The 11,429-nt window shown below is 62.2% G+C and carries 17 protein-coding genes; 5 read left to right on the forward strand and 12 right to left on the reverse strand.

Going from position 1 to position 11,429, the window contains the following annotated elements; genetic code table 11:
- The 4 genes from acsF to RMO18_RS13560 all read left to right on the forward strand — a co-directional run.
- On the forward strand, positions 1-936 hold a 936-nt coding region (acsF, locus tag RMO18_RS13545; protein WP_309666572.1), incomplete at its 5' end, for a magnesium-protoporphyrin IX monomethyl ester (oxidative) cyclase.
- A 97-nt stretch (positions 937-1,033) separates the two neighbouring features.
- Positions 1,034-1,903: a putative photosynthetic complex assembly protein PuhE gene (gene puhE, locus RMO18_RS13550; RefSeq protein ID WP_309666574.1), complete on the forward strand. Its 870-nt coding sequence runs from the start codon at positions 1,034-1,036 to the stop codon at positions 1,901-1,903.
- A 5-nt stretch (positions 1,904-1,908) separates the two neighbouring features.
- Complete coding sequence (hemA, locus tag RMO18_RS13555) at positions 1,909-3,120, forward strand: 5-aminolevulinate synthase (RefSeq protein ID WP_309666593.1); 1,212 nt, start codon at positions 1,909-1,911, stop codon at positions 3,118-3,120.
- Between the two features lie 73 nt (positions 3,121-3,193).
- On the forward strand, positions 3,194-3,652 hold the full coding sequence (locus RMO18_RS13560; RefSeq protein WP_309666576.1) for a c-type cytochrome: 459 nt from the start codon (positions 3,194-3,196) through the stop codon (positions 3,650-3,652).
- A gap of 179 nt (positions 3,653-3,831) precedes the next feature.
- Here RMO18_RS13560 and ureG read toward each other — a convergent pair whose 3' ends face one another.
- Genes ureG through RMO18_RS13575 form a run of 3 tightly spaced genes read right to left on the reverse strand, consistent with a single transcriptional unit; the run spans position 3,832 to position 5,514 of the window.
- Positions 3,832-4,446 (reverse strand): urease accessory protein UreG, encoded by a 615-nt coding sequence (gene ureG / locus RMO18_RS13565; RefSeq protein ID WP_309666577.1) that lies wholly within the window; start codon positions 4,444-4,446, stop codon positions 3,832-3,834.
- Entirely contained in the window at positions 4,443-5,075 is a 633-nt protein-coding gene (locus RMO18_RS13570) for an urease accessory UreF family protein (protein ID WP_309666578.1), read from the reverse strand. The genes ureG and RMO18_RS13570 overlap by 4 nt, the downstream gene beginning before the upstream one ends.
- On the reverse strand, positions 5,065-5,514 hold the full coding sequence (locus RMO18_RS13575) for an urease accessory protein UreE (RefSeq protein WP_309666580.1): 450 nt from the start codon (positions 5,512-5,514) through the stop codon (positions 5,065-5,067). The genes RMO18_RS13570 and RMO18_RS13575 overlap by 11 nt, the downstream gene beginning before the upstream one ends.
- A 71-nt stretch (positions 5,515-5,585) precedes the next feature.
- Here RMO18_RS13575 and RMO18_RS13580 point away from each other — a divergent pair, with 71 nt between their 5' ends.
- The gene (locus tag RMO18_RS13580) at positions 5,586-5,747 is read left to right on the forward strand and encodes a hypothetical protein (RefSeq protein ID WP_309666583.1); all 162 of its coding nucleotides are present in this window, start codon (positions 5,586-5,588) and stop codon (positions 5,745-5,747) included.
- A gap of 7 nt (positions 5,748-5,754) precedes the next feature.
- Here the strand turns inward: RMO18_RS13580 and RMO18_RS13585 are convergent, their stop codons facing one another.
- The 9 genes from RMO18_RS13585 to RMO18_RS13625 all read right to left on the reverse strand — a co-directional run bounded on the left by RMO18_RS13585 (position 5,755) and on the right by RMO18_RS13625 (position 11,145).
- Entirely contained in the window at positions 5,755-5,886 is a 132-nt protein-coding gene (locus tag RMO18_RS13585) for a hypothetical protein (RefSeq protein WP_309666595.1), read from the reverse strand.
- On the reverse strand, positions 5,883-6,626 hold the full coding sequence (locus RMO18_RS13590; RefSeq protein WP_309666584.1) for an HNH endonuclease: 744 nt from the start codon (positions 6,624-6,626) through the stop codon (positions 5,883-5,885). The genes RMO18_RS13585 and RMO18_RS13590 overlap by 4 nt, the downstream gene beginning before the upstream one ends.
- 9 nt (positions 6,627-6,635) lie before the next feature.
- A complete protein-coding gene (gene ureC, locus RMO18_RS13595) occupies positions 6,636-8,345 on the reverse strand; it encodes an urease subunit alpha (RefSeq protein ID WP_309666586.1) in 1,710 nt (569 codons plus the stop codon).
- A 289-nt stretch (positions 8,346-8,634) separates the two neighbouring features.
- A complete protein-coding gene (locus RMO18_RS13600; protein WP_309666587.1) occupies positions 8,635-9,030 on the reverse strand; it encodes a carboxymuconolactone decarboxylase family protein in 396 nt (131 codons plus the stop codon).
- The gene (locus RMO18_RS13605) at positions 9,030-9,842 is read right to left on the reverse strand and encodes a cyclase family protein (protein WP_309666588.1); all 813 of its coding nucleotides are present in this window, start codon (positions 9,840-9,842) and stop codon (positions 9,030-9,032) included. Before RMO18_RS13605 ends, RMO18_RS13600 begins: the two co-directional genes overlap by 1 nt.
- Positions 9,843-9,864: 22 nt before the next feature.
- Entirely contained in the window at positions 9,865-10,170 is a 306-nt protein-coding gene (locus RMO18_RS13610; protein ID WP_309666589.1) for an urease subunit beta, read from the reverse strand.
- Positions 10,167-10,346, reverse strand: coding sequence for a hypothetical protein (locus tag RMO18_RS13615; RefSeq protein ID WP_309666590.1), 180 nt, complete (start codon positions 10,344-10,346; stop codon positions 10,167-10,169). Before RMO18_RS13615 ends, RMO18_RS13610 begins: the two co-directional genes overlap by 4 nt.
- A gap of 3 nt (positions 10,347-10,349) precedes the next feature.
- A complete protein-coding gene (locus tag RMO18_RS13620; protein WP_309666591.1) occupies positions 10,350-10,658 on the reverse strand; it encodes an urease subunit gamma in 309 nt (102 codons plus the stop codon).
- A gap of 139 nt (positions 10,659-10,797) precedes the next feature.
- Positions 10,798-11,145, reverse strand: a complete 348-nt coding sequence (locus RMO18_RS13625; protein WP_309666592.1) for a hypothetical protein — start codon at positions 11,143-11,145, stop codon at positions 10,798-10,800.
- Between the last annotated feature and the right edge of the window lie 284 nt (positions 11,146-11,429).

Consider the following 11,429-nt stretch of genomic DNA (forward strand, 5'->3'; position numbering starts at 1 on the left):
GACTGGGACGCGCTGATCGCGCAGATGAAGTCCGACCCCAACAAGACCCACTTCAAGAAGCCCGAAGCCTGGGACAAGGTGGACTGGGAGGGGATGGACCCCGCCCTGCGGACCGAATTCATCGACTTTCTGGTGTCGTCCTGCACCGCCGAGTTTTCGGGCTGCGTGCTGTACAAAGAGATGAAACGCCGGGGTGCCAACCCCGACATCTGCGAGCTGTTCAGCTACATGTCGCGCGACGAGGCCCGGCATGCCGGCTTCATCAACGACGCGCTACGCGAGGCCGGGGTAGCGGTGAACCTCGGCTTTCTGACCAAGGCCAAAAAGTACACCTACTTCCGGCCAAAGTTCATCTACTACGCCACTTATCTGTCGGAAAAGATCGGCTACGCCCGCTACATCACCATCTACCGCCACCTCGAAGCGCACCCGGAAAAGCGGTTCCACCCGATCTTCAAATGGTTCAAGGAATGGTGCAACGACGAGTTCAGCCATGGCGAGGCCTTCGCACTGCTGATGAAGACCGACCCGAAACTCACCGAAAGCTTTGCCAACAAACTGTGGATCAAGTTCTTCCTGACCGCCGTCTACTCCACCATGTGGGTGCGCGATCACGCCCGGCCGGAATTCCACAAGGCCCTCGGCGTCGACATCGGCTGGTATGACCAGGAGGTGTTCCGCAAGACCTCGACCATCGCCCGGCAGATCTTCCCGATGGAGCTGGACATCGACAGCCCGCGCTGGATTCCGAACCTTGAGCGGATGAACCGCGCCTTCCTTGCGATGGATGCTGCCCACCGCCAGGGCGGCATCGCTGGCAAACTGAAGGGCTGGGCGGCGGGCGCGAAAGCGGCCCTTACCTTCGCCAGCCTCTACACGATTCCGGTCAAACGCCACGATCTGCCCGCATCGGTGCGGCTGGAGCCGACGTATTGACCGCTGACCCCCATACCGCTGTTCCGGCAGCGGGTTGGTGTACGGGATGGGCGCGTCCCGAACACCTGTGCGGCATCCCTGTCCAGGGGTGCCGCACATGACCAGTCCTTGGATCGCCGTCGTCTCGGCCCTGTTTGTCTGGTGGTTTTCCACCGGGGCGATCCTCTGGCGCGTCAAGCGGGCCGATCATGGCGGACCGAATGCCCATCTCTGGTCGGTCCTCCTCGGCCTGCCGCTTCTGGCGCTTGGCGTCTGGGGGATGGCCGTGACCTTCCAGAACCCGACCGTTGCCGGCACCTACGGCGCGTTCCTTGCGGCCCTCGCGGTCTGGGGCTGGATCGAACTTGCATTCCTGTCGGGCATCATCACCGGCCCGAACACCGCGCCCTGCCCCGCCTTCGCCAGCCAATGGGCCCGCTTCTGGCGCGCCACCGGCACCATCGCGTGGCACGAGGTGCTGCTGATCGCGGCCCTTATCCTGATCGCCCAGGCGTCCAGCGACGCAAGCAACACCACCGCGCTTTGGACCTTCGCGATCCTGTTCTTTGCCCGCCTGTCGGCCAAGCTGAACCTGTTCTTCGGCGTTCCCCGCATCCACACCGAATTTCTGCCAACCCCGCTGGCACATCTCGCCAGTCACTTCCGGCACGCGCCGATGAACTGGGTGTTCCCGATCTCGGTCACCGCGCTCACCTTCGCCGCCGCCTGCTGGATGGAACGGGCCTATTCCGCCCCGACCGACGCGGCCTTCATCAGCCATATCCTGCTGACGGCATTGACCCTGCTGGCGCTTTTGGAACACTGGTTCATGGTCCTGCCGCTGCCTGACCAAAAGCTGTGGCGCTGGTTGCTGCCCGCCCCGCTGACCGCCCCCGCCTACACTGCCCCCGCCTACACCGCACCCGCCTACACCGCACCGATAACCGGCGCAAAGACGCCAGAGACCACACTGACAGTGAGAAAGTGATGCCCATGGACTTCGACAGCCACTTCAAAAGCCAGATCGATGCGCTGAAAGCCGAAGGCAATTACCGCATCTTCGCCGATCTGGAACGCAAGCGCGGTGCCTTTCCGCAGGCCAGCCGCCACAAGGATGGCGTGGTCGAAGACGTCACTGTCTGGTGTTCCAATGATTATCTGACCATGGGCCAGCACCCCGATGTGGTGCAGGCGATGATCGACACCGTGCAGGCCTGCGGCACCGGTGCGGGCGGCACCCGCAACATCGGCGGCAACACCGTGCATCACCTGGAACTGGAACGCGAACTGGCCGATCTGCACGGCAAGGAACGCGCGCTGCTGTTCACCTCGGGCTATGTGTCGAACTGGGCCGCCCTTGGCACGCTTGGCGCGCGCATCCCCAACGCGGTGATCCTGTCGGACGAAGGCAACCATGCCTCGATGATCGAAGGCATCCGCCATTCCCGCGCCGACAAGGCGCTGTGGCGGCACAATGACTGGCGCGATCTGGACCGCAAGCTGCATGCGGTGGGTGACCGGCCCAAGATCGTGGCCTTTGAATCCGTCTATTCGATGGACGGCGACATCGCCCCGATCCGCGAGATTGTCGAAGTTTGCGAAGCCCACGGCGCTCTATCCTACATCGACGAAGTCCACGCCGTCGGCATGTACGGCCCGCGCGGCGGCGGCGTCACCGAAGAACGCGGCCTGGCAGGCCGGATCGACCTGATCGAGGGCACGCTTGGCAAAGCATTTGGTGTCGTCGGCGGCTACATCACCGGCTCGAACAACCTGTGCGATTTCATCCGCAGCTTTTCGTCCGGCTTCATCTTCACCACCGCGCTGCCACCCGCCATCGCGGCGGCCGCCACCGCCTCGATCCGCCACCTCAAGGGGTCGGATGCCGAACGTCGCGCCCAGAAGGCCAATGTCGCCAAGGTGCGCAAACTGCTGGACCGTGCTGGCATCCCGCATATGGCCAACGAAAGCCACATCATCCCGGTGATGATCGGCGATCCGGTGAAATGCCGGATGATCTCCGATATCCTGATGGCCGACTGGGGCATCTATGTGCAGCCGATCAATTACCCCACCGTGCCCAAAGGCACCGAGCGGCTGCGCATCACCCCCGGCCCCAACCATTCGGACGCCGACATCGACAAGCTGGTCACCGCACTGGCCTCGCTGTGGAAACGCTGCGCGATTTCCCACGCAGTCGCATGAAATCGCGCGCCCGGCCCTTGCCAAACGTCGCGCGCGCAACACTATACACCCAGACAAAACCGGGAGGACTCCTATGAAATTCGCAACTGTCGCCTTTGCCTTCGCTGGCCTTGCTGCACCTGCTTTCGCGCAAGACATCGAAGCGGGGGCAAAAGTCTTCAACCAGTGCCAGACCTGCCACGTCGTGGTGAACGAGGCGGGCGAAACGCTGGCCGGCAAGAATGCCAAGACCGGCCCGAACCTCTATGGCGTGATCGGCCGTGTCGCGGGTTCCTATGAAGGCTTCAAGTACGGCGCCGGCATCGAAGAACTGACCACCGCAGGCTATGTCTGGACCGAGGCTGATCTTGCCACTTACGTGCAGGATCCGACCAAGTTCCTGGTGGAAAAGACCGGTGACAAGAAGGCCAAGTCGAAAATGGCCTACAAGGTGAAAAAGCCTGAAGACGCGGCCAACGTGGCTGCGTTCCTGGCGTCGCTCGCCCCGGCCCCGGCCGCTACTGACCCAGCCGCCGCCCCAGTAACCAACTGATCCTTGCGCAAACCAAAGAAACCCCCGGCACCCATCAGTGCCGGGGGCTTTTGTTTGCGGTCGGGGCACAGCGGTCACCCCCCGCCTCGGCAAGGCATTCAAAATCATTAACAATTCGCTAAAATGAAAACTTAACCCTCTGACAATAAAGGGTTTCGTTTCTTGTCCACGCGTGGACATCAGCTCAGGACAAGGCCACCCTCAGTCTCCAGAAACGCAATGACCTCGGCGATCCCAACCCCCTGCCGGACCCGCGCCATCACATAGGGCCGCCCCTGCCGCGCCCTTTTGGTGTCCTCCTCCAGCAAGACCAGATCCACCCCCACATAAGGCGCAAGATCGGTCTTGTTGACGACCAGCAGGTCCGACCGCGTCACCCCCGGCCCGCGCTTTCGTGGAATATCCTGCCCCGCCGCCGTATCGATCACATAGATCGACAGGTCCGCCAACTCCGGGCTGAACGTCGCCGCCAGATTGTCGCCGCCGCTCTCGATCAGGATCAAGTCCAGGTCGGGAAACGCCCCCCGCAGCTCCGCCACCGCCGCCAGATTGATGCTGGCATCCTCGCGGATCGCCGTGTGCGGGCAGCCCCCCGTCTCCACCCCACGAATCCGGTCGGCAGGCAGCACCTGCGCGCGCAAAAGATACTCCGCATCCTCGCGGGTGTAGATATCGTTGGTGATCACCGCCATCGAACAGCGCCCCGCCAGCGCTCGGCACAGGGCCTCTGTCAGCGAGGTCTTGCCCGCACCCACCGGCCCGCCGATCCCTACCTTCAATGGCCCGTTCTTCATGTCTTGAAGATCCTCACATCCATTCCCTCATGTCGCATCGCTGCTAGGTCCGCCCCGAATGCCGCCGTCCCGACATCCTCCAGCGCCATGCCCTGCGCCCGCGCCGCCACCTCACCGATCACCGGATGCAACCCCGCCAGCACCCGCTGCCCCTCCGTCTGACCCAGCGGCACAAACCGCGTCGCAACTGAAACGAGATTGCCGGCAAAGCCATGCAGATAGACCCCGATCACATCGCCAGGCTCCAGCCTCAGCACCCCGGCCGCTTCTCCCACCGCCACCGGCAGTGCGCGGGCGGGCAGGTCGCGCCCGGTCAGCGCCGCCACGGTCCGCGCAAAAGCCGTGCCCTGCGCCAGCGTTTCCTCCAGCCGCTCGCGCGAGGTGGCCAGCGCCCGCGCCACCCCGTCCAACGCCGCGTGGTCTGCACCCGGCTTCAACGCGAGGGCCAACAGCACGGCATCGGCGACCCCGGAGCCAAAGCGCAGGACGTCTCCGATCCAGTTCGCCACGCCCTCTGGCGTCCGCATCCCTTCGGCCATCGCCCATTCCATCCCGTGTGAGTACGCGTACCCACCGGTCGGAAACGCCGGCGACAGCCATTGCACCAGCGTCAACAGATCAGTGCGCATGGCCCATCGTGCGCCCCAACCCGTAGGCGCCCCCTTCCGGCGTGAACGGCTCGGTCGCGGCCACCACATCGGCTCCAAGGCCGCAAAGCATGTCTGCCAGCACATGATCGGCCCGGATCACCAGCCGGTCCGCCTCAATCTGGCACGGCGTGTGCCGGTTGCCGATGTGCCAGGCCAGCCGGATAAGATCACCCCGCACCACCAACACCGGCTCCTCGGCCGCAGAAATCTCGACCAGCCGCCCATCCGAAAGCTCAAACGCATCGCCCGCCAGAAGGTTGGTCGTCTCGGTCAAATCCACCAAAAATGCCTCGCCCGACGCGGTTACCAGCCGCTTACGCCGCAAGAACCGCGCCTCATAGCCCAGCACAACCCGTGCCGTGGCCAGACGCGGCCAGTGTCCGGCCCGGTGGAGGATTTGGGCAGTTTCAACAGCCATCAGATCACCTTTGCGAAGTATTTACCATTTCCGTCAATCCTGAACGCAGGAACAAAAGAGGATCAGTGACCATGACAAGACTTTCCTTCCTGACCGAACTCATCCAGATCCGCGCCGAAATCGCCCGTCTCAAACGGCGTGAGGCTGTGCTGACCAGCTTGCCGCGCGATCTGCCGCTTTTCCCTGTGTTCCGCCGGGAAAAGCCTGTTCACTACGAAGCCACCAGCGCCTGATTCCGCCTCAATACAAGAAATACCGCTGCGCCAACGGCAGCTCCCGCGCCGGTTCGCAGGTCAACAAGACGCCGTCCGCGCGCACTTCATAGGTATCCGGGTCCACCACACTGTGCTGATGGCACTGGCTGTCAATCATGTTCCGAATTTCCCTCTGTCCACCCCGTGATGCACTTCCCGATGGCAGTTGGGGCAAAGGGCGATTGCATTGGCAACGGTATCGTCACCGTCATCGACGAGGCGGATCTTGTGATGGACTTCGAGGTAGGGAGTGCTGTCCTTCAGACGGTCAAATAGTGCCTTTTCCTTGCAGTGCTCGCAATGGCCGTTGGCACGAAAAAGGACTTCGGCCACAACATATTGATTGCGAACGAAGGTTTGCATGGTCACCGTCACCTTGCGCGGCTTATGGCCAGGCTCGGGAAGGCGTGCTTGCCGTTCCTCTGGACTGAGGGCGCTGGCCGAAGCGAGGCCCGAAGATTCTTCGGCGATTAGGGCTTCGAGGTCTGCAAATTCCTCTCGGAACGCCCCGTATCTGGCGAGAACGCTTCTCAATGCGTGCATTTTGACCGAGCGAATGCCTTCGTAGTATTCGATATGCCCGTCAAGTGCCTTCAAAGCGTTTTCAAAGCGGGCCTTCCCCATCCGGTCGCGAATATAGCTTAAAGCGAATTCCGTTTGTGGAGCGCTCAGGCCGCGCGCATAACGCCGTCCTTCGGCCATGCAACGGACGACGTAAATGGTATCGCGGGCGGACGTTTCGTTCATTCCAAGCGCAGTGGCTTCTGCCACCGCAGCGTTCGCAGACACCTTGCCGTCGTATACGTCCAAACCAAGATGGAAACACCTTTCAAAGGCCGCTTTGGGAACCGGAGCCATTATCGCACCTCAATACAAGAAATACCGCTGCGCCAATGGCAATTCCCGGGCCGGTTCGCAGGTCAAAAGCACCCCGTCGGCCCGCACTTCGTAGGTCTCCGGGTCAACCTCGATGACCGGTGTCGCAGCGTTCAGCTTCATGTCGCGCTTGCCAATCCCGCGGGTGCCCTCGACCGCCAAGGTTTCCTTGGCCAGCCCGTAGGCCCCCCGCACATCGTTGTCTTGCGCCGCACCTGACACGAACACCACCGCGTTGCGCTCCACCGACCGCCCGTAGGCCCCGAACATCGGCCGCGTGTGCACCGGCTGCGGGGTGGGGATGGATGCGTTCGGATCGCCCATCTGCGCCACCACGATGCAGCCGCCCAGCAGCACCATTTCGGGCTTTGCACCAAAAAACGCCGGGCTCCACAGCACCAGATCGGCCCGCTTGCCCACCTCGACCGACCCGATATGCCGGCTGATCCCATGGGCAATCGCCGGGTTGATCGTGTATTTGGCGATGTAGCGTTTCACCCGGGTATTGTCGTTATCGCCTGTCTCGCCCTCCAGCCGCCCGCGCTGCTGGCGCATCTTGTGGGCGGTTTGCCAAGTGCGGGTGATCACTTCGCCCACCCGCCCCATCGCCTGACTGTCCGAGGAGATCACCGAAAACGCCCCCAGATCGTGCAGAATATCCTCAGCCGCTATCGTCTCGCGCCGGATGCGGCTTTCGGCAAAGGCCACATCCTCGGGCACCCGGCGGTCAAGGTGATGGCAGACCATCAGCATGTCGAGGTGTTCCTCGATCGTGTTCACCGTGTAGGGCATCGTCGGGTTGGTCGAAGACGGGATCACATTCTGCGAGCTGACCACTTTGATGATGTCAGGCGCATGGCCACCGCCCGCGCCTTCGGTATGAAATGCATGGATCGTGCGGCCCCGGATCGCAGCGAGGGTATTCTCCACAAAGCCGCTCTCGTTCAGCGTGTCGGTGTGGATCATCACCTGCACATCCATCGCATCGGCCACCGTCAGGCAGCAGTCGATGGCACCGGGGGTGGTGCCCCAATCTTCGTGCAGCTTGAGGCAGCACGCACCGGCGCGAACCTGTTCCTCCAGCGCCGCCGGAAGCGAGGCATTGCCCTTGCCCGCGAAGGCGAGGTTCATCGGAAAGGCATCCGCCGCCTGCATCATCCGCGCAAGATGCCAAGGACCGGGGGTGCAGGTGGTCGCGAGCGTACCATGCGCGGGCCCCGTGCCGCCGCCGAGCATGGTGGTGATGCCGGAATGCAGCGCGTCGTCGATCTGCTGGGGGGCGATGAAATGGATATGCGCGTCCATGCCCCCGGCGGTCAGGATCTTGCCTTCGCCGGCGATGATCTCGGTCCCCGGACCGATGATCAAGGTCACGCCGGGCTGGGTATCGGGGTTCCCGGCTTTGCCGATCCTGGCGATCCGCCCGTCGCGCAGGCCGACGTCGGCCTTGTAGATCCCGGTCCAGTCGACGATCAGCGCGTTGGTGATGACCGTATCCATCGCCCCCGCCGCCCGGGTGACCTGAGACTGCCCCATCCCGTCACGGATCACCTTGCCGCCACCGAATTTCACTTCTTCCCCGTAGGTTGTGAAGTCTTTCTCAACCTCGATGACAAGATCGGTATCGCCCAGCCGCAGCCGGTCACCGGTCGTCGGGCCGTACATGTCAGCATAGGTCTTGCGGGAAATCAGCGCGGGCATCGGGATCAACTAACCTCGAAAGGGGCGTGCATTGGGCCGGGGCCTGACATGCCATTACTGGGAAGTCCGCCCACGAAGCGATGATTCGCAAAAATGAAAGGAGGGGGCGGACAATGACGAAACTCGACTTCGCTCTCACCGTCTTGCCGATTGTGCTTCAATTGCTCCATGCAATTCTGAAGTACCAAGGGAAGATCTGAGCAAGAGGCCCTCGTTCTCGGACGGGGGCCTTTACTCCGCACCCGGCGCGCATCGATTGGCGCGGCAATGAGGATCATTACTTTCTCCCTCACGCCATGAACCTCTCATCCACCGGCACGCCCAGCACCGTCGCCAGCGCGTTGGTCTGGCTGGCCATCGCGATCACCGCCAGCAATTCGCCATGCTGCGCCTCGGTCATCCCCCTGGCCTTCGCCGCCGCCGTGTGGGAATGCACACAGTAGCTGCAGCCGTTAGCGGTAGAGACGGCGAGATAGACCATCTCCTTGACCAACGGGTCCAGCGCGCCTGGGGCCATCACCACCTGCAACCGCTCCCACGTCGCGCGCAGCAGCGCGGGATCACCCGCCAAGGCGCGCCAGAAGTTGTTCACGTAATCCGTCTGCCGCTTGGCCCGGATGTCGTCGAAAACGGCAAGGGCCTCCGCCCCTGCCGCCGCGTCCGACAAAAGCGGAACGGTTGCCATCAGACCAGCGCCAGCACGCGCGCGGGGCCGCCGGTGCCGCCCGCGTGTTTCGGCGCGCCGACCATCACCGTTGCCCCTGCGGCAGGCAGGCCGTCAAGGTTCGCCATGTTCTCGATCCCGTAGCGCCCAACGGGCAACCAGCTGAAATGCACCGCGAAATCAGCCGAATTGCCGGGGTCGAGCGACAGCGTGTCCACCCCGATGCAGGCGACCTCCAGTCCCGCCAGCATATCCGTCGCGGCCTTGGAAAAGCCGGGGAAGGCCAGCTTGCCATCCGGCGTGTTGCGGTACAGCGGATCACCCACCTTGGCCGCCCAGCCTGAATTCATCGCCACGCAAGCCCCCGCCGGGATCGCGCCCTTGGCAGACACCCAGGCCTCGATATCGGCAGGCTCCACCATCGCGTTGGCGTCTTCCATCGCCTTGGCCTTGATGTCCACCACACACAGCGGGCAAACAAGGCTTTCCGGCGCCAGTTCCGCCACCGAGGTGCCGTCAGCAGTGAAATGCAGCGGCGCGTCGATATGAGTACCGGTGTGTTCAAAAATCGTCAGCTTCCACAGCTGATAGCCATTGCCCTCGAACTTGACCGCAGGCTCATAGATGATCCCCGGGTTGCCGTCATAAGTGGGGAAAGCGCCGTCATATGTGTGCGTCAGGTCCACCACCCGGCTCGCCTGCGCCATCGCGGGCCGCGCGCTCATCAGCCCGGCGGCACCGGTGGCAATGCCCACGGCAGCGGCCGAGCGGAACAGATCGCGGCGGCTGAGCATTCCTTGCTTTACGTTTTCAATCACACAGGCATGGCACATGGCAGTCTCCCTGAGTTTCGGGTCACAACGGACCCATGATTTTTTGGTTGAATCCGAACACCTTGCGGTCCCCGGACAGGGGTACCAGCCGCACCTCGCGGCTTTGCCCCGGCTCGAACCGTACTGCCGTGCCTGCCGCGATATCAAGCCTTTTGCCCCGAGCGGCATCCCGGTCAAAGGCCAGCCCCGGATTGGTCTCGGCAAAGTGGTAATGGCTGCCCACCTGCACCGGCCGGTCGCCGGTATTGGCCACCATCACCACCGTCACTTCGGCACCGGCGTTCAGCACGATGTCGCCCGCCGCCGCAAACACCTCGCCGGGGATCATTTGCGCGCCCGGACAGCGGCCAGCGCCCGCCGCGCCAGAACGCCAGCAGCAACAAGCGCGCCAAGGGCAACGACGGCGAGCCAGCCATGTTCCACGCCATGCGGGTGGTGGTGCAGCCCTTCATGGGCCACGGCGGGGGTGGCAAGCAGCAGTGCGGGAAACAGGATACGGCTCATGGATCAACCTTCTCTGATCGGGTGGTGAACGGTGACAAGCTTGGTGCCGTCGGGGAACGTCGCCTCGACCTGCACCGAATGGATCATCGACGGAATGCCGGACATGCACTGGCTGGCGGTGATCACATGTGCCCCCGCCTCCATCAGATCGGCGACCGACCGCCCGTCGCGCGCGCCTTCCACGACAAAGTCGCTGATCAGCGCAATGGCCTCGGGGTGGTTCAGCTTTACCCCCCGCGCAAGCCGGCCGCGCGCGACCATCGCGGCCAGGCTGACCAACAGCTTATCCTTTTCGCGTGGTGTCAGATTCATCGGGTTCCCTCACATCTGCCAGACGCGCGGCAACGGCCGCCCCGCCCGCATCACCGCCAGCGCCCCAACGAACATCCGCCGAAAACGCCGCCCTTGCTGCATTTGGGCGGGAAGGAATTGTTCCTGTCAGCGGACTGCTTCAAAGAGTTGGATCGGGATCCCTTTGACTATAGACCATTTGAAGACTTACTTGAAAATGTCTTGAATGAATTAAGACCAGCATTTGATGCCTCAACAATTTCGTTAACTCTTCAAGGGGAAAACCTTTATAGTAAAACCTTCCAAATGGATATTGAGACCATTTTGGTAAATCCTGAGGTATGATGATGCTGTTGGTAACCATTTGAGCAGGTGGTGGCATGGGCGGAAGGGTTAAATTCAGGGCGTCTGTGGTCCCCAGCTCTTTGGCATCACTGAGCATTGTTTGCTGCAACAACTTGATCTTGTCAGTGACAAAATTGTGCACCTGGATCTGTTTGATCATCATGTCGAAAGTGTCCGTATTGTCCTTTTTGATACTTGCAGTGGCTTGTTCTTGTAATTCGATAACTTGCTCTCATCGTGAGCACAACTGTGACTTAATGTGGTCCAGGACCCTCCTGGCACTTTGTGGAGATGCATAACCTGCACCAGTGGTGTTACAGCTATGAGTGTCAGCCTGCTGTCTGTGAGAGGGTCTGAGTGATGAGCAATGCATGTGTTGGCCTGGCTGTCTGCAAGTGTTCTGAGCAGAAAATGACCTCTCTTGAAGAGGAAGATATATCATCATTG

The sequence above is a fragment of the Tabrizicola sp. genome (assembly GCF_031377265.1).
Classification (GTDB): domain Bacteria; phylum Pseudomonadota; class Alphaproteobacteria; order Rhodobacterales; family Rhodobacteraceae; genus JAUYQR01.

Bases quoted from the DNA above. Each gene is read 5' to 3' on its own strand.
- RMO18_RS13585 (WP_309666595.1), bottom strand. From the start codon at position 5,886: ATGATTGACAGCCAGTGCCATCAGCACAGTGTGGTGGACCCGGATACC.
- RMO18_RS13570 (WP_309666578.1), bottom strand. From the start codon at position 5,075: ATGCGCACTGATCTGTTGACGCTGGTGCAATGGCTGTCGCCGGCGTTT.
- RMO18_RS13605 (WP_309666588.1), bottom strand. From the start codon at position 9,842: ATGTGCCATGCCTGTGTGATTGAAAACGTAAAGCAAGGAATGCTCAGC.
- RMO18_RS13590 (WP_309666584.1), bottom strand. From the start codon at position 6,626: ATGGCTCCGGTTCCCAAAGCGGCCTTTGAAAGGTGTTTCCATCTTGGT.
- RMO18_RS13610 (WP_309666589.1), bottom strand. From the start codon at position 10,170: ATGATCCCCGGCGAGGTGTTTGCGGCGGCGGGCGACATCGTGCTGAAC.
- puhE (WP_309666574.1), top strand. From the start codon at position 1,034: ATGACCAGTCCTTGGATCGCCGTCGTCTCGGCCCTGTTTGTCTGGTGG.
- RMO18_RS13575 (WP_309666580.1), bottom strand. From the start codon at position 5,514: ATGGCTGTTGAAACTGCCCAAATCCTCCACCGGGCCGGACACTGGCCG.
- RMO18_RS13580 (WP_309666583.1), top strand. From the start codon at position 5,586: ATGACAAGACTTTCCTTCCTGACCGAACTCATCCAGATCCGCGCCGAA.
- RMO18_RS13615 (WP_309666590.1), bottom strand. From the start codon at position 10,346: ATGAGCCGTATCCTGTTTCCCGCACTGCTGCTTGCCACCCCCGCCGTG.
- RMO18_RS13620 (WP_309666591.1), bottom strand. From the start codon at position 10,658: ATGAATCTGACACCACGCGAAAAGGATAAGCTGTTGGTCAGCCTGGCC.
- hemA (WP_309666593.1), top strand. From the start codon at position 1,909: ATGGACTTCGACAGCCACTTCAAAAGCCAGATCGATGCGCTGAAAGCC.
- RMO18_RS13560 (WP_309666576.1), top strand. From the start codon at position 3,194: ATGAAATTCGCAACTGTCGCCTTTGCCTTCGCTGGCCTTGCTGCACCT.
- RMO18_RS13600 (WP_309666587.1), bottom strand. From the start codon at position 9,030: ATGGCAACCGTTCCGCTTTTGTCGGACGCGGCGGCAGGGGCGGAGGCC.
- ureC (WP_309666586.1), bottom strand. From the start codon at position 8,345: ATGCCCGCGCTGATTTCCCGCAAGACCTATGCTGACATGTACGGCCCG.
- RMO18_RS13625 (WP_309666592.1), bottom strand. From the start codon at position 11,145: ATGATGATCAAACAGATCCAGGTGCACAATTTTGTCACTGACAAGATC.
- ureG (WP_309666577.1), bottom strand. From the start codon at position 4,446: ATGAAGAACGGGCCATTGAAGGTAGGGATCGGCGGGCCGGTGGGTGCG.